Source organism: Ornithinibacillus sp. 4-3 (assembly GCF_040958695.1).
In the GTDB taxonomy this organism is placed as follows: Bacteria; Bacillota; Bacilli; order Bacillales; family Amphibacillaceae; genus CALAMD01.
This window is the reverse complement of sequence record NZ_CP162599.1, coordinates 3,266,897-3,292,888: the sequence shown is the minus strand read 5'-3', so window position 1 is coordinate 3,292,888 and position 25,992 is coordinate 3,266,897. Positions and strand designations below refer to the sequence as shown.

Sequence of the window (25,992 nt, the reverse complement as noted above, 5' to 3'; positions counted from 1 at the left end):
GATATCACTTATCTATTGTTACATTCCATACAATTGGACCTGTTAAATAATCAAAGCCTTCTACATTACTGCGAAGAGCTGTGATACCTGTTTTATTACCAGGTTTAATTACTGGTAGATACTCCCAAAATGCTTGATGATAATCATCTTTGAACTGTTGGGCTTCTTCAATTGAACCAGCATTTACGATTTGCTCACCCAAGCTTCGAAGCTCTTCACTATCTGTCCAGCCAAACCATCCTTGGTTTAAAAATAAATACTGTGTAGGCATAGGACGCATCGCGAAGGAAGTAAAGAATATATCCCATGCTTCCTCATCCTCGCGTTTTTCTAAAACAGTGCCCCAGTCACTTTCAGCAAGTGTAACATTCATACCAATACTTTTTAAAGACTCTTCTGCTACTACAGACATATTGTACTCATCGGGATTTTCACGGGAAGTTAAGATAACAATTTCTTCTCCGTCATAATCAGACTCTTCTAGCATTTCTTTTGCAAGTTCAGGATCATAGGTTTCGAATATATCCTTTCCTGCTTCAGAATACCAGCCTGCTTGTTCTTCTTGTACAAGTGCGTGATCTTTTACATAGTAGTTTTCATTACCATATGCTGCAATCAGCATATCTTCCACGTTGATGGCTGTATTAGCAATTTTTCTGAATTCTAAATCAGAAAATACTCCATTGCTCTTATTAAAAATCAATGTCGGAAAAGAGTTAGCAGCAATATTAAGCTGGATATCTTCACTTGACTCTAACTGCATTGCAGAATCCTGTGGAATGGCATTTGCAATATCATATTCTCCAGATTGTAAGCCTGCAACACGAGTAGAAGCATCTGTTACAAAGTGGAAATAGATTTCGTCTAAAATAGCTTTCTTTTCGCCTGCTAAAGCATCTGATGCTTCAGTACGAGATTGATAGTTTTCATTGCGAACTAAATGTACATATTGGTCTTGACGAAATTCAGAGAATTGATATGGACCTGTACCAATATAGTCACTAACAATTTCGGCTCCTGCTTCTTCTACTATTTCTTTTGGCATAATTGCAGCAAATTGTGTCATGTCAGCGAAAATATACATGTCCATTGTACTTGGATTTGGAATATGTGCAATGACAGTGTACTCATCAGCCGCTTCAAATGTTGTTTCACCATGATATGTCTGTGCTTGAGAAGAAAGCGATTGCCATCTCTCTAATGATGCGATAACATCTTCAGCAGTCATTTCCTCACCATTGTGGAATAGTATACCTTCTCTTAAATTGAAGGTTACTTCTTTCCCATCATCGCTAATTTCAAAATCCTCTGCTAGCATTGGTTCAACCTCTAAACTAGAATTCATTGTTACCAAAGCTTCGAAAATATGCTGGGAAATATCACGAGTTCCAATATCTGTATTCGTATGTGGATCTAAGGATGGTGGTTGTAAATGAAAAGCGAAGTTTAAGGTACCGCCTTCTTGTGTCTGTTCTTCTCCCTCTTGTTGCTCATTATCTGTGTCTGAGCCCCCGTCAGAGTTAGAGGAGCACCCAATTAATACAGCAAGCAGTAATCCGAATGCTAATAGGATGCGAGTTTTACTTAAATACATAGAAAAATCCCCCTTAAATATGATTGATTAATTTTAGATAGCGCTTACAATTCCTCTTCTTAATTAAAAACATCTAGGTTACATCATATCGAAATTTTAAATTTCTGTCAAAGATGTTTATTTTGAAAATTTGGTAGATTTTAAGGGGAAATTAACAGGGTTTTTGAGTTGGAAATAAATAAATCTTTATGCCCAAACCAAAAGGACTATGTTTTGGTATGAGAAAATGATTACAAATTCCAATTTGTAATCATTTTCTTTCACTATGTTGTGTATAAAAGGAATAATACATAAATGTTCGCATGAAATAACTTAAATATACTATAACATTTCTATGCTCCTAATAATAACATTTCAATTGAATTAATAAATTGAACATTTTATTACAAGTGGCAAATTATATTTAAATGAATAATTATGTCATAAGAAAACTGCCCCCTCATTGTTAGAATCAACAATCAAGAGGACAGTCATCAGTTTTTATTTGGTTAGTATCTTTAACTAATTTTAGAACAATTTATTGTACCACAGTAGGTCTAGTTATATCTAAATGTTTTTGTAACATAGCTTTTGTTTCTCCTAGTGCTTCTTCATCAATCATCCAGTAATAAGCACTACCTGGTGGCCAGTAATCTTCACCTTCTAAAGTGAATGTTTCAATATCAAGGTTGGTTGTCGCATAATGAACCAATGCTCTCATTTCTGCAAATTTCATATTGGTAGACATGTTCTTTCCAACAGCATCAATAATATCATCATATTTGAAGACAGACCCTAAAGATACACTCTTTTTGGCAATGGCCTTAATAATATCTTGTTGTCTTTGCCCACGCATTACATCAGAATCTTTTTTACGTGTTCTTGCAAGTGCAAGTGCTTCTTCACCATCTAAATCTTGAATTCCTTCTTTCAAGGAAATAGCTCCTGCTCTATCTTTGGAATCTTGCTCTTCAAAGTCATATGGAACATCAACTGTAATTCCGCCGATAGCATCTACTACATCGATAAATGCTTCAAAATTTAATGTTATCCAATAATCAATTGGAATATCTAATAAATTTTCTACAGTATCAATTGTCGCATTCGGGCCTCCATATGCATGTGCGTGGTTGATCTTAGTTTCACGATCTACCTCTGGGATATACACATAAGAGTCTCTAGGAATACTGAGTAAATTTACACTTTTATCATTTTTATTGAATGTTGCTACCATTAGTGCATCTGTCCTAGGAGTTCCAGCACCTTCACGTTTTTCACTCGTATCTACTCCCATAATTAACATGGAAATATTATCCTTAGTAGGATCAACAAATTCATCCCGTAACTCTGATTTTTCCCTGCCATCATTCACATAAGAATCAGACAATGTATTGCCAGCTTTGACGTATAAATATGTTCCGTATCCAAGGACACTTAAAAAGGCAAGGAGTAGAACAAGAAATATACGTTTTAAAACTTTTCTTTTTTTCTTAGGAGGCGGTGGTTGGTTTTGTTGAACTCGCCTTCTAACAATTCTTGTATTTGTCATAATAATACCCTTTCCAAATTAACATGATATCCAATAATCACTTTTATAAATTACCAATTCAACAAATATTGCACATTATTTTATATTCTACACGAAAATACTTTTAAAACATAGTTTTCATTGAGATAAAAACTTTACAATTTTGTTGCAAAATGTTAAAAGGTCGTCAGGCTGTACTTTATTCTTTTAGTATAGCTACATCCTGCTCTTTCGTTTCTTCTGGATAAATGGCCTGAATTAGTTGAAGGCTTGCATCACCTGTTGAATAAGTATTCCATTGGTGCTGGAATCGCTCCAATCTCTCAGGAGAATAAGCATTCTCTTTAATCATTTGAATCAACTCTTTTGTTTCAAAGGCAATTGGGCCAGGTACTAGTGATTCATATGGCTCATAAAAACCTCTTTCCTCCATATATTCAAATAAATCATAAGGAAAGAAGTACATAGGCTTTTTCAACAAGGAAAATTCAAATGGAATAGAAGAATAGTCTGTGATAAGGATATCTGTAATTGTTAAAATTTCGTTTACATGTCTAACTTGAGAAACATCATAAAGAAAGCCTGGAAAAGAATCTATAAAACTTGCTTTGATAGACGGATGAGCACGAACTAGCAAAATATAATCATCCTTTAATTCCTCAAACATTCTATTTAAATCTAAATGAAATTTTGTAAGCTGAGATTGATTTTCTCGAAAAGTTGGTGCATATAAAATTACTTTTTTCTGTTTTGCAGCAGGTATAGAATCGTATAATTTTTGTTTTGCTTTAGCAACTTTTTCTATATCATAAAAAAAATCAGTGCGAGGGATTCCAGTGCGAAGAATTTTGTCATCATTAGCTCCAAAGCTACTTTTCATAATATTTGCCATTTTTTCTGATCCAACTACAATTTTATCAAAACGATTATAAACTTTTCGGAAACGAGCGTTTGCTCGATGTGACCTTTGACTGTTTGAAGGATCCTTTAAAGCAAATTGTTTAATCGCTCCAGCTGCATGCCATAGTTGAACACATATAACATTTTTTTTGAAATTTGTTGCTGCTAGAAAACCATAATAATTATCAATAAAAATAACATTCGCAGTAGCAAGATGGTAAATAGATTTTATCCAGTCTAGTACATGCTTTTCATTGAAATTCAATACAGGATAATCGGTATGATTTATAATGTTTTTACTAGAATTGGTGGATAGAAGTATAATCTCTGAATCTGTTTTTTTAACTTCTTCTAATACATAGAAAATATTATCCCCAAAAGAGGAGACAAAAACTGTCTTGTTCTTTTGGGGGAATAGTTGGCAGATTGAAAAAAATGTTTTAAATAAAGTTAAGTAGAGAGTGATAGCTATTTCTCTAAAGATTGTTCGCATTATTTAGATCCTTTTTGATCTGTGTTGTTGAAATCCCAACGGTACGGGGTAAATAAACTACTTCACAAAGGTCATTTAAAAAGTCAAATTCGCCTTTCCAGTCATCTCCCATAACAAAAACATCAATATCATGATCTTTTACATCTTTTATTTTTTGTTCCCAATTATGTTCAGGAATCACTTCATCTACATAACGAATTGCTTCTAAGATAGCTTTGCGCTGTTCAAAGGAATAATAAGCTTTTTTACCTTTTTCTGCATTAAATTCATCAGATGAAATAGCAACAACAAGGTAATCCCCTAACTGCTTAGCACGACGTAAAATATTTATATGCCCCGTATGAAGTAAATCAAATGTTCCATACGTAATTACTTTCTTCATTTATAGAACCTCCAAAGAATTTTACATAAATTTTATATTTATTTTATCATATCTTACTATGATAGAGTCAAAGTTGTATTAATACAAGTAGTTTATGAGAAATGTAAAGATTTTGCAATGGTAATAAGTTACAAGCTAGTCACTAGAAAAACAGAATAAGTGAGTTATTTTTCACTGAAATGGTCAATTTATTTTTCTGTAAAGAAATGGTATATTAAAATAGTAATAATTTTTCATTACGAAATGAACTTCGAATTACAAAAAGATTACGTGCATAGGCTGTATTAATTACATTTATAAGAGAATGTAATTTCCTTATGATATTTTTGTAGTCTTTTGAACCTAGTTATAATTACCCTGAAAAAGAAAAGTGTTTAGTTTCATAAACAAATCTTATATCTACACAAATTCGTAATGAAAATAAAAATAAGAAAAAGGTAAATATTATTTTAATAGGAGGTTATGCGCTTAAATAAATCTAGAAAAAACAAATGAATGCCTGTTAAATTTTAATCAAGATTGTGTAACGAAAAAAAGTTTAAATAAAACTCTTCTATACCAATTCTTTTTTTCATTCGATTAGTTATTTATAAGATAAGGAGGAAAAAATGAAAAAAATTTCAACCATTGTTATTATATTTATGTTGTTTACAACCCTGTTTCCAGCTTCTTTCTTAGCTGAAGCCTCAACAGAAAATGTTAAGGGAGAAGAGACTTCTGTTGAAGAAAGCGTCATCTTGTATACAGATGAGGAAACTGAGGAAATCCATGTCTATGAAGACGAACTACTAGAATCTATTAGTCACACTATCCCGAATCCCTCCGAAGTAGATTTACTCTTTATCGAAAAGAGTGAAACGGAAGAAGTTTCGTTCATCCACTTTATTTTAAAAGAGGATGAAGTGTTAGAAACAGATGAAGCACCACAAGTTATGGAAGGTTACATACCAAATGAATACATCTATTCCTTAGAAGAATGGGAAGCTAAGCTCTTTGAAGCTGAAGAATCAGATGTTGATCAGGATCTAGAAAATGATGCTGATGAAGACATACATACAGAAGAAAATTTATCAGAAGATGCAAACGAACAGCCGTTAGAGGATGAACAAGAGAACAATGAGGAACAATCAACAGAAGCAGTTGAAGAAGACCTCGAGGAGCAACAACCAGAAGTGGTAGAAGAAGCAGAAGAGGCAGAGTCTGACCCATCCACAGAAGAAAGTGAAAACGAGGCTAGTGAAATAGTAGAAAACAAACCTGCGAATTTGAATATCATGACTTTCTCACAAAGTGCCTCCATTCAAGAAAGTAAGACAAGTAGACTCGGTCATTTCCGTGCTGGAACGATCAAAGTGTATAAGCAGTTAAATGGAGCTTCCTTTAACGCAGGAGATGCTTACAAAAATAAAGTCTACTATATTAAAAGGCAAGCCAAAGTAGGCAATAATACTTTTTATCTTATGAGTACAGAACCTAGTGCCACCAAAGGTGTCGTTGGTTGGGTGAATGCGAAAGATGTTAGTACGCATACGCATACCGGAGTCGATAAGCATCAAAAAGTCCTGACGATCAAAGGCAATGGAAAGGCTACAACCAAAGCTTGGGGCGGCAGTAAGGATACCGTTTATGGAAATATGAATAAGTATAAAGGGCAAAGCTTCCGAGTAAACCTAACAGAAAAAGTAGGAAACAATACTTGGTATCGCGGAGATTTAGATGGGAAAAGAGTTTGGCTGCACGCTAATTATGTAGAAGCACCTAAAGAAAGCGCTACAAGTAGATTAGGCCATTTCCGTGCTGGAACCAAAAAGGTGTATAAGCAATTAAATGGAGCTTCCTTTAATGCGGGAGATGCCTACAAGAATAAAGTTTACTATATTAAAAGACAAGCTAAGGTAGGCAAAGACACCTTTTATCTCCTAAGTACAGAACCTAGTGCCACCAAAGGTGTCATTGGTTGGGTGAATGCGAAGGATCTTAGTACCCATCCACATACTGGTGTCGACAAACAAAAGAAAAATTTTACGCTTAAAGGCAATGGAAAAGCAACTTCTAAAGCTTGGGGTGGAAGTAAAGATACCGTGTTTTCCAGCTTAACCAAATATAAAGGGCAAGCCTTTCAAGTTCATTTAACAGAAAAAGTAGGCAACAATACTTGGTACCGCGGAGATTTTCAAGGAAAAAGAATATGGGTACATGCTAGTCAAGTAGAAGAGGCAATAGAAAGTAAAACAAGTAGATTAGGACACTTCCGTGCTGGAACCATAAAGGTCTACAAAGAATTAAATGGAGCTTCCTTTAATGCAGGAGATGCCTACAAGAATAAAGTTTACTATATTAAAAGACAAGCTAAGGTAGGCAATGACACTTTTTATCTCCTAAGTACAGAGCCAAGTGCCACCAAAGGTGTCATTGGTTGGGTCAATGCGAAGGATCTCAGTACTCATCCACATACAAGCGTAGATAAGCAATCGAAAATCTTTACAATTAAAGGTACTGGAAAAGCGACTTCCAAAGCTTGGGGTGGCAATAAAGATACCGTATTTTCCAGCTTAACTAAATATAAAGGACAAGTTTTCCAAGTACATCTAACCGAAAAAGTAGGAAACAATACTTGGTATCGTGGAGATTTTCAAGGGAAAAGAATATGGGTACATTCTAGCTATGTAGAAGAAAAAAGAACACCCTTATACGAAAACACTCAATCTCGTTACAGTTTTAATGAAGCATTGAGTAGACAAACCAATGCCAATAGTGTGAGTAGTCCAATCATGACAGATAAATTTAGGAATAAATCATCCTATGTTAGTGGAAGTTATTTACGATTAACTGGAGATGCAACAATATATAGTAATACTGCTGAAATAAAAGAACAGGCAAATGTTTCTAGTAAAACAATAACAACATTAAAACAAGGTGACAATATTTCTATTACTGGACATACGGGAAGCGGAAATAGTCTATGGTACTCTGTTAATATAAATAATAAAACATATTATGTACATTCCGCTGATGTTACAGGGACGAAAGCTATTTCTACAGCAATTGTTAATGTGCGAGAAGGAAAAGGAACTACTTTTCATGCATTTGCACAACTTAACCAAAGGCAAGAAGTGAATGTTGTAAATTATAAACCTAGTGATAGTTGGCATCAGATCCGTTCTACTTGGTTAAGACCTTTAGCAGGAGATATTAGAGAATATCTTGATCCTAATAAAAATGATGAGTTTCAACATTTACGTTTAGATTCAAGTGTTAATGTACCTGCATCTGAACTAAATAAATTATTAGCAGGAAAAGGTGTATTGAACAATCGAGGACAAGCATTTATTAACGCAGCGAAAGCAGAAAATATAAATGAAGTCTATCTGATATCACATGCAATTCTTGAAACGGGGCATGGAACTTCTGCTCTTGCAAATGGGGTTGAGGTTGGATTAAATAGTAATGGCAATCCAGTGAGGGTTACAAATGCTAATCGTAATAGCTTAACTAATATTAAAACGACCTATAATATGTTTGGTATTGGTGCAGTAGATGGAAATGCGTTAAATACAGGTGCAATACGGGCATATAATGAAGGATGGTTTACTCCTGATACTGCAATAAGAGGCGGAGCAAAGTTTATAGGTGAAAAATATATACACGGTACTTATAAACAAAATACCTTATATAAGATGCGTTGGAATCCAGTAGCGCCTTCGACCCACCAATATGCATCTGATATCGCTTGGTCTATTAAGCAAATATCTAATATTAAGAATATGTATAATCAATTAAATAATCCAACATTACATTTTGATATTGTAAAATATAAATAAAATTATAAAGTACATGAAAGAGGATTTTTTTGCTCAATCCTTTTCGTGTACTTTTGTTTTTATGTGGGTATATTAACAATACTGTACCAATTCAAAGTATGATAATCCTGTTAAATTTTATTAACATAATAAAATTTTTAATCCTGTTATGGTATTATGTATAAGGTAATTATAATAGATTATGTTCAAATTTTAAGGAGTGCGATTATGAAAACTGTTTCAGTAATTATTCCTGTGTATAATACAGTTGAATTTTTAGATATGAGTCTTAATTCGATACTAAATCAATCATATAATAACTTAGAAATTATAATAGTTGATGATAATAGTAATGATGGTTCTGATATTAAAATAGAAGAATTTGTAGAAAAGGATAAGCGTATTAAAGCGTTTCATTTTAACACCAGAAAAGGTGCTGGAGCTGCACGGAATTATGGGGTTTCAAAGGCGACAGGAGATTTCGTTTATTTTTTGGATAGTGACGATTATTTACCACCTAAAACAATAGAGTTACTAGTTACTCACATTGGTAAAGAACCAATGATAAGAGGGAAGATGAAAAATACTTACTTAAATAATAGTTTTGTTGTACTTTTTGATGGCTTATTTAATCCTAAGTTATTTACAGATAATAGATTTAAATTATTAAAAAATGAAGCAGCTACAAACTATTTAATAAAGCTTTCCTTTATCAAAAAGAATAAATTACTTTTTTCAGAGGAACATAAAATATTTTCTGATTTATATTTTATGTTACCGGCTTTGTTAGTGGTAGGAAATGTGAAATTTCTACGAGAAGCACTTTATTTTAAACGGAAAAGAAATGATCCGATCTCAAATCCTTCGTTAAAGCAATATGACATTAGTCAACAAATTGATGAATACTTAAAAATAAATGAAGATTTAAAAAGTGCTTATAAAGATCCTCTAGCACAGGATTTTTTAGATAAAAACTTATTAAATTTTTATAAAAAAACAGTGGTTCCATATTTTCATCAAACAAAAGATATTGATAAGTATTTTGGAAAATTGAATAGTGTGCTTTCAAAAGTGCAACCTGAAATTCTTGAAAAACATGACTGGTTTTTAAAAAGAGAAGTAAAACCAATAATCAAAAATAAGGTAAAGAAGTATAAAAAAATACATGAAACTCACCATTTGCTTCGAGATATGCGAGGTATACACAAATCAAGAAGTAAATTATATCGTTTCATATATAAAAGAGTTTTTATGAAATTACCACTAAAAAAAGATTTAATCTTTTTCGAAAGTTTCTTAGGGAAGAATTATTCTGATAGTCCGAAATATATATATGAATATTTGGTTAATACAAATGATGATAGATATAAAGCTGTATGGAGCTTTAATGAAAAAACTAATATTCCAGGTAATGCTATTCAAGTAAAACGTTTTAGCTTAAAATATTTTTATTATGTAGCTAGAGCAAAATATTGGGTAAGTAATTCTCGTCTACCAAAATATTTAGACAAACGAGAAGAGAATATCTATTTGCAAACGTGGCATGGGACACCTTTAAAAATGCTCGTTTTTGATATGAATGATGTTTACTCTGCTGATCCAAAATATAAAGAGAATTTCTATCAACAATCACGTAGATGGGATTATTTAAGTTCACCAAATCAATATTCATCAGATATTTTTCGTCGAGCATTTAAATTTGATAAAGAAATGTTAGAGTTTGGATATCCAAGAAATGATATTTTATATCAAAAAAATACAGATGAGCATATTCAACAGATAAAGGAAAAAATGAATCTTCCACGGGATAAAAAAATTGTTTTATATGCTCCTACATGGAGAGATGATGATTATTTTTCACGTGGGAAATATCGTTTCGAACTAAAGTTAGATTTGAAAAATATGCAAAATCAGTTAGGTAATGACTATATTGTATTATTAAGAATGCATTATTTTATAGCTAATCAGATGGATATATCTGATATTGAGGGATTTGCATATGATTTTTCAACATATGATGATATTGCAGAATTATACTTAGTTTCAGATATGTTAATTACTGATTATTCATCTGTATTCTTTGATTATGCAAATTTAAAACGACCGATACTGTTCTTTACTTATGACTTGGAAAAGTATAGAGATCAGTTAAGAGGATTTTATTTAGACATTGAAAATGAAGTACCCGGACCACTGTTAATGAGTTCTAATGAAGTAATCAATTCTATCAAGAACATTGAAGAGGTAAATGATAAATATAAAGAAAAATATAAAGCGTTTTATGAACGTTTCTGTAAATGGGATGATGGTAACGCATCAGAAAAAACAGTGAAAACTGTTTTTAAAGATTAAATAAATTGAACTTGGTGATTTGATTGTTTAACCATATTAAAAATCTCTTGTTAAAACTATATAAACTGTTTTTTTTTATTACAGGTTATCTTTTGCCCACAAGGAATAAACAAATTGTTTTTGAAAGTTTCCTTGGAAAGCAATTCAGTGATAATCCTAGGGCGATATATGAATATATCAAAAAAGAATATCCAGAGTATAAACTTTATTGGAGTATGGATAAGAGTTCTTTTTCAGATTTTAAAGAAAAAGACATTCAATGTGTACGTCGTTTTTCATTTAAATGGATACTTCTTATGAATAGTTCGAAATATTGGGTGTCAAATAGCCGATTGCCTTTGTGGATACCAAAACCAAAACATACTATATATGTGCAGACATGGCATGGCACCCCATTAAAAAAGTTAGCCGCTGATATGAATGAAGTGCATATGCATGGTACGAATACTAATACGTATATAAAAGACTTTTTATTTGAATCCAATAAATGGGACTTTTTAGTGTCTCCTAACGCATATTCTACAGAAATTTTCAAAAGAGCATTTCAATATTCTAATGCTATTATTGAATCAGGTTATCCGAGAAATGATTATTTAATTCAATATAAAAATGATATATATGAGAAAAAAAAGATTAAGAAAGCAATTAATCTGCCTTTAGATAAAAAAGTTATTTTATATGCTCCAACTTGGAGAGATAATCAATTTTATGGAAGTGGCAAATACAAACTTGATATTCAATTAAATTTAGAGGCTATGAAGCAAGAGCTTGGCGAAGAATATATTGTATTATTGAGATTACATTATCTAGTTGCTGAGAACTTGGAACTGTCATCTTTTAAGGGGTTTGTTTATGATGTTTCAAAATATGAAGAGATAAGAGAGTTATACTTAATATCGGATTTGCTTATTACAGATTACTCATCAGTTTTCTTTGATTATGCAAATTTGATGAAACCTATATTGTTTTATGTTTATGATTTAGAGGAGTACAGAGATAAATTAAGAGGATTTTACTTCAATATTGAAAATGAGTCCCCTGGACCTTTAGTTAGAACTACTAAGGAAGTAATTGAAAAAGTAAAGAGTATTGATGAGGTTATCAGTACATACAGGAACCGATACAACTGTTTCTATGAAAAGTTTTGTAACTTAGAGGATGGTAATGCAGCTAAAAGAGTTGTAGAAACGATGTTAAAGAAATAGCAATCTATATGGGTTAAAAGGAGACTTTATAATGCAGAAGACACCTGTAATATTAGTGAGATCTTTGAAGTTTGAACGTGGAGGAATAACACGTGCTTCTATAAAAAGAGCTAATATGTTAGCTCAAAAATATAAAAAAGTTTATATTGTCACAATCTTATTCCAACAATTCCATAATGATATTATTTCAAATTTATACAAAAATGGTGTTTTGGATAAAAAGGTTCAAGTTTTAAATTTCTTTGAATATTATAAAGCCAATCATAAGAAGTTATTTTTAAGAAAACAAGTTCAGCATAAAGTAAATGAGAAGGGCTTTGAAGTTGTACAGATAAACCAAGAAGAGTTTACAGGCTATAGATATTATGAAGAAGGTTTTTATAGAAAGTATAAACGTTACGATGATTTAGGAAGATTGATTTTAATAGATCACATGGATGATGCTGGCAATAGAATAAAGAGAGAGTATTATGATGAAGATGAATATTTAACACGTATTAACTTTTATAATGCGCATACGAAAAAAATTCATTTTGAACAGTATTTTGATAAAAGTGGAAAATGCTTTTTAAGTGTGGATATTGGCTATCAGCCTAAACGTAAGGAAAACTTTTCTGTCTATTTTGGAGGGAAAGTGGAATCTTTTGCTACTTTATATGAAATGCAAAAAAAATGGTTAGGAAAAGTTTTAAAAACAATGGCAAATCCAATTGTGTTTTCAGAAATGAGAAGATTAGATAATATGCTCCTAAGTGTTAAACATAAATCGATAAAGAAAGTCGCTGTTGTTCATGCAAATCACTTGGCATCGCCATATGAAAATTATTTAAATATTGATAAATCCTATGAAAATTTGTTTAGAAAGATTGGTCAATTCGATAAAGTAGTGTTACTTACTAAAGAGCAAAAAAAGGATATTGTTACAAAAGTAGGAAAAACTGATTATTTTACTGTTATTCCACATGCACATGAACCGTTGAGCATTAAAAATAATAAAATTTCAACTCAAAGAAGAAATAATGTTGCTGTTGCTTTGACTAGATATCATCCAGATAAACGATTAACAGAATCTATTGAAGCTTTTAAACAAGTTGTTCAAAAGATACCAGAAGCAAAACTTGAAATTTATGGTTATGGACCATCAGAGAACGAGCTGCAAAATTTAATTAAAAAATTAGGATTAGAAAATAATGTATTTCTAAAAGGTTTTTCCTCTAAACCTAAAGAAACTTATAGTTCAGCAGCCTGTTCTTTACTAACATCAATCCGTGAGGGCTTCGGAATGGTTATTACCGAAAGTATGGCTATGGGCACCCCTGTTGTTGCATATGATTTTAAATACGGACCACGAGATATTATAGAAGATAATGTCAATGGTTTCTTAGTAGAGAATGGGAACCAAGAACAATTAGCAGAAAGAATTATATCAATTATGACAAACGATGAACTTCGTGATAAACTATCAAAGAATGCGCTTGAGGTACGAGAAAAATTTAGTGAGAAAAAATATATGCAAAATTGGATTGATTTAATCGAATCATTGTAAATCAATCTATAATTAGGGAAGGTTTTTAAATGAAATCTGCATTATTGGTAGCTAAGGAACAAATCCAACACTTTTATTTAATTGGAAGACTTTCTTTATATGAAATAAAAAATAAAAATCGTAATAATTATTTAGGTACAGCATGGGAAATCATCAATCCAGCTATCCAAATGCTTATATATTGGTTTGTATTTGGAACAATACGAGATAGAGCGCCAATAGACATCGGAGGGGTAGAAATCCCCTTTTTTGCTTGGCTATTGGCAGCTTTTTTTCTGTGGATTTTTTGTTATCAGTCAATTATACAAGGGTCAAAATCTATTTATAGTCGATTACGAATGTTATCAAAAATGAATTTCTCAATGAGTATTATTCCAAATTTTGTTATTGTGTCGAATTTATATATACATTTTGTACTATTATTATCATCAATGGTTGTGATGCAGTTCTTAGGTTTTTCTATCTCTATATATTATTTGCAGTTTATATATTTTTTATTTGCTGCTTTTTGTTTGTTGTTTGCAATATCTTTAATTACTTCAACTATTTCAACAATAATTCGAGATTTCCATATGTTTTTAAATGCTACGCTTCGTATGTTGTTGTATTTATCTGGGGTGCTTTGGCCAATTACCTTATTAATCGATTTTCCAACAATAATGAAAATCATGATGCTCAATCCAATTTATTATTTAATTGAGGGCTATCGAGCTGCATTTTTCGGAACAGAATGGTATTTTATTACACATTGGCAGTATTCTTTATACTTTTGGGGATTAGTATTAGTGCTGTTTATCATAGGCGCTGCTTTACATGTGAAGTTTAGAAAACACTTTATCGATTATTTATAATAAAAGGTTTGTGATGAGATTGACAAAAGCAATAGTAGTAAAAGGTGTATCAAAAAAATATAAACTTTATAGTGGCATGAAGGAGCGCTTATTCGATTTAATCAGTCCTAGTGAATATGGTGAATCTTTTTATGCTTTGTCTAATGTAGACTTCGAAGCTGAACATGGTGAAGTAGTAGGTTTTATTGGAATTAATGGGTCAGGGAAATCCACACTTTCAAATATTATTTCTGGGATCGTTCCCCAGACAGCAGGAACAGTTGAAATTAATGGCGAAGTAGCATTAATAGCAGTTGCAGCAGGTCTGAAAAATGATTTGACAGGTCGGGATAATATTGAGCTGAAGCTATTGATGCTAGGCTTCAGTCGGAAAAAGATTAAAGAATTGGAACAAAAAATTATTGAGTTTTCTGAGCTAGGCAAGTTTATTGATCAACCAGTCAAATCATACTCGAGTGGAATGAAATCTAGATTAGGGTTTTCTATCTCTGTGAATGTAGATCCAGAAATCCTAATTATAGATGAAGCATTATCAGTTGGGGACAAGGCTTTTGCTGAAAAAAGTCTTAAGAAAATGAGAGAATTTAAAGGTAGAGGGAAAACGATGATTTTTGTTAGCCATTCTATTGGTCAGATGAAGCAATTTTGTGATAAAATTCTTTGGCTAGAGTTTGGAATGGTAAAGGATTATGGACCAGTGGCTGAAATAATCCCTAAATATGAGGATTTCTTAAAAAAATGGCAAGTAATGAATAAAAATGAACGTGAAAATTACCGGAAGGCAGCATTTGAAAATCAACAAAAAGCATTACGTGGAGAAACGATTCAAAATCACTTGGATATCGATGATTATTATTCAAAGGAAAAGATGACTGATTTTATAGAAAGACCAGTTAGTATGCTTGGTCATTTTAAAGGTGGAGAATCATTTATTTACAAATCACCTTCTAACCTAACAGAAGCAGTAAATTCTCATTCATACAAACATAAGGTTTACTATATTAGAAAACAATCTTCAAATGAGGAGGATTTGTTTTATTTATTAAGTGAAGAACCTAGTGGAATTAAAGGAATAATTGGCTGGGTGCATGTAGCTAATTTGTCTATACATCAACATATTATTGTTGATTTTGATGAAAAAGAATTTATTATGAACGGTAATGGGAAGGCTTTTGATAGACCATGGGGCGGTAAAGAGAATTGTATATTTAAAAATTTAAAATCACATGCTAATCAAAAGTTCATTGTTAGTGAAACAGATTTTGTCGGCAATAACATCTGGTATAAAGGTAAATTAGAAGATAAAGAAGTATGGGTTCACAATTCAGCTGTAGATCCAATAGAAGAATAAGATGTAAGTTGAACAGATAAAGTGTATTTCATTCAGTAGATACATTCTATCTGTTTTTTTAATCCTTCCTCCAAACTTTTAAAAAACTCCGAAAATTGATATAATCGAAGCAGTGATAAAATAAGAGAGGTGGAATAAAATGGTAGATAAAGTGAAATTAGGACGTACAGACTTACATATTCATCCAATTGGTTTTGGTGCGAATAAAGTTGCGCCTGAAAATAAAGAAACGAATACGGAATATGGCGGAAAGGTGCTCGAGGCAGGAATTAATAATGGCTTGAATTTTATTGATACTGCATTTATATATGGTAATGGAGAATCTGAAGAGATTATTGGGAAAACTTTGAAGGAAAATAATTGGCGCAATGATATCATCGTAGCGACAAAGGGTGCACATATTATTACGGATCAAGGGCATGAATTTGATAATTCTCCAGACTTTTTGGTAAATGAAGTGGAGAAGAGTTTGAAGCGATTACAAACGGATTATATTGATCTATACTATATTCACTTTCCGGATGATAAAACGCCTAAATATGAAGCGGTAGGTGCGCTTCAACGTTTAAAAGAAGCGGGGAAAATTCGTGCAATTGGGGTATCTAACTTCTCTTTAGAACAATTAAAAGAAGCAAACCAAGATGGCTATGTGGAAGTTGTTCAAGGAAACTATAATTTATTAGATCGTTCTGCACAGAAGGAGTATTTCCCATACTTGAAAGAACAAGATATTTCTTTTATCCCTTACTTCCCATTAGCAGCGGGATTATTATCTGGTAAGTACACGAAGGATTCTGCTATTCCAGATCGTCATAAGCATCGTCCATTATTTAAAGAGGAAGTTTTTTCAACAAATGCAGCGAAGGTAGATTATCTTCGTGATATTGCGAAGAAGCATAATGCGAGTATTCCACAGATTGTATTAGCATTCTATTTAACTTTAGATAGAGTAGATAGTATTATTCCAGGTGCACGTAATACAGAGCAAGTATTAAATAATTTAGAAACAGCAAATATAAAATTAGATGCTGAAGATATTGAAACGATTGAATCGGTATTTTCAGTAGAATAAAAAGAGTGAGATGCTAGGTACAGGCCCAGCTTAAAACAGGAATTCAGTGAGAAACTGGATTCCTGTTTTCTTTAGTTAAATAAAATGCTCTCTATCATAGAGGTAATGCGTAAAGCCTTCCATTAAAAGGAAATTCTTTTTTGGTAGAGAACATACGTTCCTCTTAAGGGTAAAAATTTTTATAAAAAAGCTGTTCAGACACTCCATATTGCTCTGTAGCTTCCTTTATAGTTACTGTGTAATCACCTCTTTGGGCAAATAAAAGTTCTAATGCAAACATATTCGCCTCAACTTCAATTTTTTCTGTTGAATAATAGGTGTTTGCTTTTAGAAAAGCTGTATTTTCATTTGGATGCAAGATTGCATGTCCTAGTTCATGGGCGCAGGTGGACAATTGTTTTTCATAAGGCAGATTTTCGTTTATATGGATTACCTTAAAACGATGGGATTTACTGTAATAACCAGATATAGATCCTAAAGGTTCATATACAATTGTTATGTTTAATTCATTTGCTATTTTAAATGGGTTATTAGTTTCGTACTTTTTTACTAATTGCTCAATCTTCTTTTTTATTGTCACAAAATCATTCCCTTATCTATATTTCTTAGGGGTGAATTTTTCTTTTGCCATGCGTCTTGTTAGTCTAAATGTATTCGCCCATGAATTGATTAATAATTCCCTGTCCTCTTTACTTAAATCATCTAATAATCTTCCATCAAAAGCAGCAAATGCGGTATCCACATCTTCACCATCAATTACCTTTTTTAACTGTTTCTTAATATTCTCTTCATCTTTTTCTGTTAAGTCATAGTAACGTTTTTTATCTGTACGTCCAAGTAAATAGTCTACAGATACACCAAAATGGTCGGCAACCTTTTGTAATCTATCGGTTCCGGGTGTTCTTGATTTCCATTGATAAATCGTGTTATTTGGTAAATCTAGTTTAGCTTCTAAGGTACTTACTGTAATGCCGTGTTCTTTACATAATTCTTTTATACGTTCTAATGTTGTCATATCAACCATCCTTAAGACTATATACAATTTAACTAACAAATATATTAGTTTTTTTGTTGACAACTAATATATTTGTTAGTAACATGTACATAAGTTACTTGATTAGTGAAAAAGACAATAAAAAATTCGGTATTGTGAATATAATCTTAGAGATAGTTTGCGATGTTAAGTTGTAGGATTTTTTAAAGTCTTATTTCATTATGTATTTATACTAACAAATACGTTAGTTTTAGTCAATCCGTTTGACTAATTAGTTAGCTTTGAAAAAAGAAAGGAGTGAAAATATGTTGTTGAAGTTAAGTAGTATTGGAAATATATAGGTTTAGCGAGCAGAGAAATTTTTTATACAAATCAAATAAAAAAACTCGTAAAAGGCGGCAACCAATTACGAGTATAAGAAAATACACAAGTCCAGTATAGCATGATAAGAGGATATTTATAAGAAGCAACTAGTACTTATACCAGAACCTGATGCTTGATTGAAAGCATTATTAGGAGAATAGTGATGAAGATACAATATGAACTACTCACCACTTAATTTTTGAAAAATTGAAATGGGTGCTTATTACTTCCATGAGGAAAGCAACTTTTCATCTCCATGGGCGTTACTTTGGGAAGTTCCTGCCCCTTTATCGGACTATGGTTTATACCAATCAGGGTTGGGGTTATCAAATTAAGATATTCAGTAAACGACTGAAGGATCATAGAATTTATCAAAGTATTTCACGTAGAGGGAACTGACCATGAAAATTTCTTTGGTTTAATGAAACAAGAAATGTATTAGTGTATGATGTATGAATCATTCGAAGGAGATAAGACAAGTCATTGAAGTATATATATTACAATTAAAAGTGAGTAAAAGTAAAATGGACTGGAATGAGTCCGGTAGAATACCGAGAATAAACCTGCCAATTATCTGTTTAATATTTAGTCTGGCTTTATGGTTTCAATGCACATTTAGAGGTGCTTTTTAAAAAGGAGTTGATCATATGGAAGTTGTGGTAGGAATTATAGTCATGACGTTAGGAATGCTAATTACGTATTTAACATTTGTAAGAAATAGGGATAAAGATATTATTCAGAATGCGAAAGAAGAAGCTACTATATTGGCTAAACTAGTATATATTAGTAGAGATGTTGATGGGCTTAAAATTGATATAAAGACAAGCGAAAAACAAATCGATCACATGCAGGAACAATTTGGAAGAATTGATGAAAATATAAAATCGGCACATAAAAGATTAGATAGGCTGGAAAGTGATAAGGGTGGTAGATTTATTAAATGAATATTTAGTACAAGAAGCACTGATTGTTATTCCTCTGACGTTAATAGGATAAGGATGATGCTTAAACATCATCCTTTATCCCTAACCTCTTCTAACATCTAACATACTTACGTTTAAAACCAACTCTGCCTTTATCTACATCTTTTTGGATGCTTTCATAAGCGTTTAGAAGGCTGTTTTTCTTTTTCTCTCGTTTAATTTCTACAATCCCTATTTCTTTAGCAGTTTCAACAGCTTTTTCATGAAGTGGTACATAAGAGATGGCAACAGTATAAAGGAAATTATTCATGGATGCTTTTGTTCGTTCTGGAGCTTCATGAATTGTATTCTTTACGGTATTTAACATTTCGGCAAGCTTACTTTCCGCAAATTGTTCATCTGGACGATTGCCTAGAAGCCAACAGTAGCAGCTCCAGCCTGCTGACATTTTTAATTCATCACCACTTGCGATCCATTTATCAGCGACATCTTGTGCAATGTCAGATTCCGATAAAGTTACTGCAACTACATAATCTGATAACATATAAAAGTATGCAGCATCGATCCAACGGTCATAATCCTCTTCCGTCATTGCTTTCGGGTCAGCGATAACACCTGCAAAGTACATGGCATCATAATTACCTGTCGCATAAAGTTCTTCTGCTAGTGCTTGATCTATTTTGATTTGTTTTACGATTGGTTTCATTGCCCCTGTAGCCACACCAAAGAGTGGTTCATGTGCTCCGTTAGACATATACATTTTCTTTGTACGTTCTTTACCGAGTGCTTCTAGTTCTTGCATGACTGTATCTAAATTCAACATATTAGCAATCCTTCTTTCTAATATTTGATATAAAGAAAGAGCGGTATTTGCCGCCCTTTCAAACTCTTTATTGTATTGGATCAGGAATATTTACCGGTAAGTTTAAATGTCTGCGCAATTCCTTCTCTGCAATGCTTCTACTTTCTTCATCAACATTGTAATACCACAGTCCATCATCCATTTTACCACCATCACCTAATAGATTTAATGTTTCAATGGATAGGTTTGTGCTCATTCCATAAGATAGGAAACTAGTAATATTATTAAAGGTTAAATTAGTTTTCATATTATTTCCTACGGCTTCAATTATATCATCAATTTTAAGTACGGAAGAAGAGGAAGCTAGCTTCTTAGCGACAGTTTTAATAATTTCTTGTTGGCGCTGTCCACGGTTGAAGTCAGTATCTTGCTTTCTCGTACGAGCTAATGCTAAGGCCTGTTCTCCATCTAAATGCTGGTAGCCTTTTTCAATGACCACTTTATTACGCTGTCCTTTTGCGTTAATTTCACTAATATCATATGGAACATTAAAATCAATTCCACCAATGACATCAATAACATCCATAAATGCTTTAAAATTAATAGATACATAGTAATCTACAGGAACATTAAGAAATTCTTCCACTGTTTCAATCGTTGCTTTTGGTCCGCCATAGAAATGGGCATGATTTATCTTTGTTTCATAGCCAACTTCAGGAACATAAACACGTGAATCTCTTGGAATACTTAATAGTTTGATATTATTTTCTTTCTTATTGAATGTGGCTAATAACAGCGCATCAGAGCGGTAATATTGTTCCTTTTCACGTTCTTCACTTTCATCGATACCAATAATTAATATAGAGACATTGTCTTCCACAGGGTCGACTGTATCTGCTCTTAAATTAGAGACTCCTTCTTGCTTACGCTCCACGTCTTCGAAAGAGTTTTCGAGACTTTCCTGTGCTGTCGAATAAATATTATATCCATATGCAACTACAGCAGAAGTTAAGATTAAGAAAGGAAGTAATAGGAAAAGGAACAGTTTTTTACGTTTACTTTTTTTAGCGTGATTATTATTTATTACATTTAAATTCTTATCTGGCACTTGTTTAAAACTCCTTTATTATTATTCTCAAAATAAAATCTGCCTAAAAGGAAGAGGCAGAATGTGATGTCATACATGTATTGAAAATATAACTACCCTTTATTTTCTCATATCTAGCTTTATATTGGCAAGTGAAAAGTTCTTTGAAAGAAGTTTGTCAGAAAAAATATTTATATCACACCCCGATTTAGAAGGCGAGTTCGATTATAGAAGTGAAGGGAGGGAAGAACATATGGCAGTAGCAGAAAAGACGTCTACACAGCTTCGATTGGTGTTTTTTGAAGGGGACAACGTTGAAACAGGTAATCCAATGTATAAGTACAAAACATTAAACAACGTTAAGCAAGCTGCAAGTACAGAGCAATTGTTTGAAACAGGAGCAGCTTTAGCAAGTCTACAAGCATCTTCACTTCATAACATCGAACGTAAGGACAGCTTCAATCTTTATCGAGAATAGGTTGTTTATTAATTTATTCAGAAAGGAGGTAAAACATGAAGAAATTAGAATTAATTTTTGAAAATGCGGAAGGCAAAATGGTGAAATATACGGTTGATAAGCCGGTAGAGCCAGTTAATGGATCGACAGTAAATGAAGTGATGGATACGGTAATTTCCCAAAATGCGCTTTCTTCAAATGGCGGAGACATTGTTTCAAAAAGAGGAGCTCGTATAGTAGAAACAACAACTGAAGAAATTGAGTTAGGTTAAATAGTAGAAAGCAGACCAGGCTGAATAATCTGGTCTGCTTTCTTTACACAAGAGAGGGGTGTTTCGGTGGATACATGGTTATCGATCTTAAAGGAAGTTGGTTTTCCAATTGTTGTAACGTTTTATTTATTACACCGTATTGAAGCAAAGCTGAATATACTTATTGATTCTATCCATGCTTTGCCAGAAAAGCTTAAATAAAAAAATGCTGATGAGATTAGGCAGTTAAATCTTGTCAGCATTTTTTATGAGATAAAGTGAATTGGAGGTAAAAGGTGCTATAATAGTCTTATCGAAAAATATAGAATAGACTGTTAACTAGTATAGTAGAAGAGAGGTTATACATATGGGGGAGCAATTTGACGTTATTATTGTTGGAGCAGGGACAATGGGAATGGCTGCTGGCTATTATTTAGCAAAAAAAGGAGTAAATACATTATTAATAGATTCTCATGATCCGCCACATGATAAAGGAAGTCATACAGGGGATACACGAATTATCCGTTTTGCTTATGGAGAAGGAAGAGAATATGTTCCCTTAGCGCTTCGTTCGAAAGAATTATGGGATAAATTACAGGAAGAAACAGAAATGCCCCTATTTTTGCAGACGGGTGTACTTGGATTTGGACCAAAAGGAACAACATTTATTGAAGAAGCTATTGCTAGTGCATCAGAACACAATCTGCCGCTAGAAGTATTGGATGCAAATGATATCAATCAACGATGGGCAGGCATAACAGTTCCAGAAAACTATTATGGTTGTTTTGAACCAACATCAGGTGTATTATTCAGTGCAAATTGTATACGTGCCTATCGCGAAGGAGCTTTAAAGCATGGAGCAACTTTAGTGAGCCATTCTCCTGTTACAAATATTGAGATAGAAGACGATACTGTTACAGTACATACAGCTAAAGAAACTTATATAGGAAAAAAACTAATTTTAAGTGCAGGAGCTTGGAATGGGCCATTGTTATCGAAGCTTGGAATTGATGTGAAGCTACAACCTTTAAGACAGACACATGGATTCTTCGATGCAGATCCAGAATTATATAATGCAGATACATTTCCTATTTATTTAACACAAACAGATACAGGGACATATTATGGATTTCCACGTATCGATGGTTCTGGAATGAAAGCAGGAAGACATGATATTGGGCAGGAGCTTGACGAAACGTATAATGTTGTAGACTACGGAAAAGTTGAAGCTGATGAGCAGGATACACGCACTTTCCTTGATACATTTATGCCACAAGCCTCAGGGAAGTTAATGGAAGGTGTTACTTGCTTATATACGAAAACACCAGATGAGCATTTTATTATCGATTATCATCCTGAACATATGCATGTTGCGATTGCTGGAGGCTTTTCAGGGCATGGATTCAAATTTGCAAGTGTTATTGGAGAAATATTATCTGAGATGGTTACGACTGGGAAGTCTCCTTACGATCTTTCTCTTTTCTCTATTAAACGACCAATATTAAAATAAAGCATTTAATAGAAAAACGCTTGGGATAGCTCCCAAGCGTTTGTTTTATTTTATGATTTTAGAAAACCCCTGGCTATGCCGGGGGTTCTAAAGAGCTTCAAGCGTGGGGTCAAAAAAAGCCTCTCTTCATGGTAAGCTAAGGTTGGTTTCCCGACCACCAAAACTCACCAAAGAAGGAGGCAAAGCCCTATGCAGGACAAGAATAGTTTAGCACATACAAAGTGGAGATGTAAGTATCATATAGTATTTGCTCCAAAATATAGAAGACAAGTGATTTATGGAAAATACAAACAAAGTATTGGAGAAATTATAAGAGAGCTTTGTGAAAGAAAAGAAGTTGATATACACGAGGCAAATGCGTGTAGAGATCATATTCATATGTTAGTGAGTATACCACCGAAATTAAGTGTATCTTCCTTCATGGGATACTTAAAAGGAAAAAGTAGCTTAATGATATTTGATCGTCACGCGAATTTAAAGTACAGATACGGTAATCGAAAATTCTGGTGTCGAGGCTACTTTGTAGATACAGTGGGAAGAAATAAAAATCAAATACAAGAATACATAAGAAATCAGCTTAAAGATGACTACATGAGTGATCAATTAACTTTATTCGAAGAATTTGATCCATTTACAGGGAAGAAAAATAAAAAGAAATAAGAGATTCTTTTAGAATCAGTGAGTAAGTGTGGTGCAAAAGGGAAACCCATTCAGTGGGCCTTTAAGGCCAAGGCCGGTAACAGAGGCTTCTAGCCGCAGAACAAACCACCAGTTCACACTGGTGGTTTTGATTAATAAAATCTTTTAAATCCGTCGAATTTACCCTTCCAGTAAGAGTTATCCAGACTAGTAATGGTTACTCCAGTAGAGCTTCCAGCATGGATAAATGAATTATTTCCTACATAAATTCCCATATGAGAGATGCCGCTACGATATGTATTTTCAAAGAATACTAGGTCCCCAACCTGTGGACTATTTACATAGTATGATCTATCATAATATCCGGTTGTGGAAAGGCGTGAAATATCTTTACCGGCATTATTATATGCCCAATAGATGAATCCACTACAATCGAAACCACCAGGAGCTGATCCAGCCCATACATATGGCGTACCTTGTACACTTTTAGCAACTTCAATTAATTGATTAACATTATAGTCAGTGCTACCTCCAGAAGAAGTATTCTCTGACTTGTTAGAGGTATTACTACTATTTGAACTTGAATTGCTAGAAGATGAATTATTATCTGCATCTTTACCAATAGATAGCTTCTGACCAACTTGTAAGAAATCAGAGGATAGATTATTCCATCCTTTTAATTTAGCAACAGTTGTGCCTTTTTCTGAAGCGATCTTAGAAAGTGAATCACCAGATTTAACTACATATTCTGAAGTACTAGCATTGGAGCCAGAATTGTTGTTACTAGGTGTTTCTTTCTTAGCAGAGCTATTATTAGAACTGCTATTGTTTGAAGATGAATTATTGTTAGAAGATGTGTTATTCGCACCTCCACCAATTTGTAGCGTCTGACCAGTAAGAATAAAGTCAGAAGATAAATTATTTTGCTCTTTAATCTTGGCAACTGTCGTTTTATACTGTACTGCGATTCCAGATAACGTATCTCCAGATTTCACTGTATAAGATCCAGAAGAGCTCTTGTTTGAACTGCTGTTGTTAGTAGATTTATTGCTACTAGATGAATTATTATTACTTGTCTGATTAGAAGACGAGTTATTATTTGACTTATTAGATGTTCCTGTGTTTGGTTTGCCAGGATCGGTTACAACAAATACATTTCCAGGGAAAATTAATGTTGTTTGTAAATTATTCCATTTCATTAAGTCGTTCAAAGAAACTTTATGCTGAAATGCGATGTCAGATAATGTATCTCCAGCCTTAACTGTATATGTATTACCAGGTTTTGATGGAGCTGACGAACTAGAAGATTTATTACTTTGGTTATTTGTTGTTTTCTTATCAGTTGTCTTTTTATCTTTACTAGTTTCTAGTACTTGGTTCGGGAAAATTAAGTCGCTATTTAGGTTATTGACATCCATTAGGGATGCAACGGTAGTATCATGTTGTCTAGCAATCTTCCATAATGTATCCCCTTTTTGTACTTTGTGTGTTGCTGCATCTACTTTATCAGCAGCTACAAATGCTGAAGCAATAACGGCAGTGGCAGTTACAGACATGAAAATCTTATTGTTGCTCTTTTTAGTTCTTTTTGCCAATTTTCTTCCTCCCCTTAATATTGAGACTATCCACAAGTTAGTAATGTAATAGAGTTGACTATGTTGTTTAGTATGATGAAATTTATATGTGATTTGACATTTTTATCTAAATTAACCTATATATGTATAAAGATTATTGTAACATTTTTCATAAAAATATTAGAGCGCATATCTTTTTTGTAATATAAATGTAATAAACTGCATAATTCTATGAATGAATCTCAACATTTTCTATACCCTTACGACAGGTTAATTTTGCTTGATAAGTTAAATATAGAAGTATATCGAAAATTGACATGTATTTCTAATTATATTAAA

At 32.8% G+C, this 25,992-nt stretch carries 21 protein-coding genes and 1 pseudogene; 13 read left to right on the top strand and 9 right to left on the bottom strand.

Annotated features, from left to right (window positions below; translation table 11 throughout):
- Positions 1 to 4 precede the first annotated feature (4 nt).
- The 4 genes from AB4Y30_RS15975 to tagD all read right to left on the bottom strand — a co-directional run bounded on the left by AB4Y30_RS15975 (position 5) and on the right by tagD (position 4,876).
- Positions 5 to 1,594, bottom strand: coding sequence for an ABC transporter substrate-binding protein (locus tag AB4Y30_RS15975; RefSeq protein WP_368653171.1), 1,590 nt, complete (start codon positions 1,592 to 1,594; stop codon positions 5 to 7).
- 517 nt (positions 1,595 to 2,111) lie between these two features.
- A complete protein-coding gene (locus AB4Y30_RS15970; RefSeq protein WP_368653170.1) occupies positions 2,112 to 3,122 on the bottom strand; it encodes an LCP family protein in 1,011 nt (336 codons plus the stop codon).
- A gap of 178 nt (positions 3,123 to 3,300) precedes the next feature.
- Positions 3,301 to 4,494, bottom strand: coding sequence for a CDP-glycerol glycerophosphotransferase family protein (locus AB4Y30_RS15965; protein ID WP_368653169.1), 1,194 nt, complete (start codon positions 4,492 to 4,494; stop codon positions 3,301 to 3,303).
- Entirely contained in the window at positions 4,478 to 4,876 is a 399-nt protein-coding gene (tagD, locus tag AB4Y30_RS15960) for a glycerol-3-phosphate cytidylyltransferase (protein WP_368653168.1), read from the bottom strand. The genes AB4Y30_RS15965 and tagD overlap by 17 nt, the downstream gene beginning before the upstream one ends.
- A 608-nt stretch (positions 4,877 to 5,484) precedes the next feature.
- Between tagD and AB4Y30_RS15955 the strand changes: the two genes are divergently transcribed.
- From AB4Y30_RS15955 to AB4Y30_RS15925, 7 genes and pseudogenes are all read left to right on the top strand, one after another.
- Positions 5,485 to 8,697: a GW dipeptide domain-containing protein gene (locus tag AB4Y30_RS15955; RefSeq protein ID WP_368653167.1), complete on the top strand. Its 3,213-nt coding sequence runs from the start codon at positions 5,485 to 5,487 to the stop codon at positions 8,695 to 8,697.
- A gap of 207 nt (positions 8,698 to 8,904) precedes the next feature.
- The gene (locus AB4Y30_RS15950; protein ID WP_368653166.1) at positions 8,905 to 11,028 is read left to right on the top strand and encodes a CDP-glycerol glycerophosphotransferase family protein; all 2,124 of its coding nucleotides are present in this window, start codon (positions 8,905 to 8,907) and stop codon (positions 11,026 to 11,028) included.
- A 92-nt stretch (positions 11,029 to 11,120) separates the two neighbouring features.
- Positions 11,121 to 12,233, top strand: a pseudogene (locus tag AB4Y30_RS15945) (CDP-glycerol glycerophosphotransferase family protein); the annotation flags it as partial.
- Positions 12,234 to 12,264: 31 nt separating this feature from the next.
- The gene (locus AB4Y30_RS15940; protein WP_368653165.1) at positions 12,265 to 13,779 is read left to right on the top strand and encodes a glycosyltransferase; all 1,515 of its coding nucleotides are present in this window, start codon (positions 12,265 to 12,267) and stop codon (positions 13,777 to 13,779) included.
- Between the two features lie 29 nt (positions 13,780 to 13,808).
- Positions 13,809 to 14,630: an ABC transporter permease gene (locus tag AB4Y30_RS15935; protein WP_368653164.1), complete on the top strand. Its 822-nt coding sequence runs from the start codon at positions 13,809 to 13,811 to the stop codon at positions 14,628 to 14,630.
- Between the two features lie 13 nt (positions 14,631 to 14,643).
- A complete protein-coding gene (gene tagH, locus AB4Y30_RS15930; protein WP_368653163.1) occupies positions 14,644 to 15,981 on the top strand; it encodes a teichoic acids export ABC transporter ATP-binding subunit TagH in 1,338 nt (445 codons plus the stop codon).
- A gap of 139 nt (positions 15,982 to 16,120) precedes the next feature.
- Positions 16,121 to 17,053: an aldo/keto reductase gene (locus AB4Y30_RS15925; protein ID WP_368653162.1), complete on the top strand. Its 933-nt coding sequence runs from the start codon at positions 16,121 to 16,123 to the stop codon at positions 17,051 to 17,053.
- 163 nt (positions 17,054 to 17,216) lie between these two features.
- On the opposite strand, the gene AB4Y30_RS15920 is transcribed toward AB4Y30_RS15925, so the two are convergent.
- Positions 17,217 to 17,633 carry an ImmA/IrrE family metallo-endopeptidase gene (locus tag AB4Y30_RS15920; RefSeq protein ID WP_368653161.1) on the bottom strand — a complete coding sequence of 139 codons (417 nt, stop codon included), beginning with the start codon at positions 17,631 to 17,633 and terminating at the stop codon, positions 17,217 to 17,219.
- 12 nt (positions 17,634 to 17,645) lie between these two features.
- Positions 17,646 to 18,068: a helix-turn-helix domain-containing protein gene (locus AB4Y30_RS15915; RefSeq protein WP_368653160.1), complete on the bottom strand. Its 423-nt coding sequence runs from the start codon at positions 18,066 to 18,068 to the stop codon at positions 17,646 to 17,648.
- 989 nt (positions 18,069 to 19,057) lie between these two features.
- Here AB4Y30_RS15915 and AB4Y30_RS15910 point away from each other — a divergent pair.
- The gene (locus tag AB4Y30_RS15910; RefSeq protein ID WP_368653159.1) at positions 19,058 to 19,354 is read left to right on the top strand and encodes a hypothetical protein; all 297 of its coding nucleotides are present in this window, start codon (positions 19,058 to 19,060) and stop codon (positions 19,352 to 19,354) included.
- A gap of 91 nt (positions 19,355 to 19,445) precedes the next feature.
- On the opposite strand, the gene AB4Y30_RS15905 is transcribed toward AB4Y30_RS15910, so the two are convergent.
- Both AB4Y30_RS15905 and AB4Y30_RS15900 read right to left on the bottom strand, forming a co-directional pair.
- A complete protein-coding gene (locus tag AB4Y30_RS15905) occupies positions 19,446 to 20,153 on the bottom strand; it encodes a DNA alkylation repair protein (protein WP_368655243.1) in 708 nt (235 codons plus the stop codon).
- A 70-nt stretch (positions 20,154 to 20,223) separates the two neighbouring features.
- On the bottom strand, positions 20,224 to 21,243 hold the full coding sequence (locus AB4Y30_RS15900; protein ID WP_368653158.1) for an LCP family protein: 1,020 nt from the start codon (positions 21,241 to 21,243) through the stop codon (positions 20,224 to 20,226).
- A 232-nt stretch (positions 21,244 to 21,475) separates the two neighbouring features.
- Between AB4Y30_RS15900 and AB4Y30_RS15895 the strand changes: the two genes are divergently transcribed.
- The 5 genes from AB4Y30_RS15895 to tnpA all read left to right on the top strand — a co-directional run bounded on the left by AB4Y30_RS15895 (position 21,476) and on the right by tnpA (position 24,100).
- A complete protein-coding gene (locus AB4Y30_RS15895) occupies positions 21,476 to 21,700 on the top strand; it encodes a DUF1659 domain-containing protein (RefSeq protein ID WP_368653157.1) in 225 nt (74 codons plus the stop codon).
- Positions 21,701 to 21,735: 35 nt separating this feature from the next.
- The gene (locus tag AB4Y30_RS15890) at positions 21,736 to 21,951 is read left to right on the top strand and encodes a DUF2922 domain-containing protein (RefSeq protein ID WP_368653156.1); all 216 of its coding nucleotides are present in this window, start codon (positions 21,736 to 21,738) and stop codon (positions 21,949 to 21,951) included.
- Between the two features lie 66 nt (positions 21,952 to 22,017).
- The gene (locus tag AB4Y30_RS15885; protein WP_368653155.1) at positions 22,018 to 22,152 is read left to right on the top strand and encodes a YvrJ family protein; all 135 of its coding nucleotides are present in this window, start codon (positions 22,018 to 22,020) and stop codon (positions 22,150 to 22,152) included.
- Positions 22,153 to 22,297: 145 nt separating this feature from the next.
- A complete protein-coding gene (solA, locus tag AB4Y30_RS15880; protein WP_368653154.1) occupies positions 22,298 to 23,440 on the top strand; it encodes an N-methyl-L-tryptophan oxidase in 1,143 nt (380 codons plus the stop codon).
- Between the two features lie 189 nt (positions 23,441 to 23,629).
- Entirely contained in the window at positions 23,630 to 24,100 is a 471-nt protein-coding gene (gene tnpA, locus AB4Y30_RS15875) for an IS200/IS605 family transposase (RefSeq protein ID WP_368652045.1), read from the top strand.
- Positions 24,101 to 24,231: 131 nt separating this feature from the next.
- Here the strand turns inward: tnpA and AB4Y30_RS15870 are convergent, their stop codons facing one another.
- Complete coding sequence (locus AB4Y30_RS15870; RefSeq protein WP_368653153.1) at positions 24,232 to 25,635, bottom strand: LysM peptidoglycan-binding domain-containing protein; 1,404 nt, start codon at positions 25,633 to 25,635, stop codon at positions 24,232 to 24,234.
- Between the last annotated feature and the right edge of the window lie 357 nt (positions 25,636 to 25,992).

Bases quoted from the DNA above. Each gene is read 5' to 3' on its own strand.
- AB4Y30_RS15935 (WP_368653164.1), top strand. From the start codon at position 13,809: ATGAAATCTGCATTATTGGTAGCTAAGGAACAAATCCAACACTTTTAT.
- AB4Y30_RS15890 (WP_368653156.1), top strand. From the start codon at position 21,736: ATGAAGAAATTAGAATTAATTTTTGAAAATGCGGAAGGCAAAATGGTG.
- AB4Y30_RS15975 (WP_368653171.1), bottom strand. From the start codon at position 1,594: ATGTATTTAAGTAAAACTCGCATCCTATTAGCATTCGGATTACTGCTT.
- AB4Y30_RS15965 (WP_368653169.1), bottom strand. From the start codon at position 4,494: ATGCGAACAATCTTTAGAGAAATAGCTATCACTCTCTACTTAACTTTA.
- solA (WP_368653154.1), top strand. From the start codon at position 22,298: ATGGGGGAGCAATTTGACGTTATTATTGTTGGAGCAGGGACAATGGGA.
- AB4Y30_RS15955 (WP_368653167.1), top strand. From the start codon at position 5,485: ATGAAAAAAATTTCAACCATTGTTATTATATTTATGTTGTTTACAACC.
- AB4Y30_RS15940 (WP_368653165.1), top strand. From the start codon at position 12,265: ATGCAGAAGACACCTGTAATATTAGTGAGATCTTTGAAGTTTGAACGT.
- AB4Y30_RS15870 (WP_368653153.1), bottom strand. From the start codon at position 25,635: ATGTCTGTAACTGCCACTGCCGTTATTGCTTCAGCATTTGTAGCTGCT.
- AB4Y30_RS15970 (WP_368653170.1), bottom strand. From the start codon at position 3,122: ATGACAAATACAAGAATTGTTAGAAGGCGAGTTCAACAAAACCAACCA.
- tagD (WP_368653168.1), bottom strand. From the start codon at position 4,876: ATGAAGAAAGTAATTACGTATGGAACATTTGATTTACTTCATACGGGG.
- tagH (WP_368653163.1), top strand. From the start codon at position 14,644: ATGAGATTGACAAAAGCAATAGTAGTAAAAGGTGTATCAAAAAAATAT.
- AB4Y30_RS15895 (WP_368653157.1), top strand. From the start codon at position 21,476: ATGGCAGTAGCAGAAAAGACGTCTACACAGCTTCGATTGGTGTTTTTT.
- tnpA (WP_368652045.1), top strand. From the start codon at position 23,630: ATGCAGGACAAGAATAGTTTAGCACATACAAAGTGGAGATGTAAGTAT.
- AB4Y30_RS15915 (WP_368653160.1), bottom strand. From the start codon at position 18,068: ATGACAACATTAGAACGTATAAAAGAATTATGTAAAGAACACGGCATT.
- AB4Y30_RS15950 (WP_368653166.1), top strand. From the start codon at position 8,905: ATGAAAACTGTTTCAGTAATTATTCCTGTGTATAATACAGTTGAATTT.
- AB4Y30_RS15910 (WP_368653159.1), top strand. From the start codon at position 19,058: ATGGAAGTTGTGGTAGGAATTATAGTCATGACGTTAGGAATGCTAATT.
- AB4Y30_RS15925 (WP_368653162.1), top strand. From the start codon at position 16,121: ATGGTAGATAAAGTGAAATTAGGACGTACAGACTTACATATTCATCCA.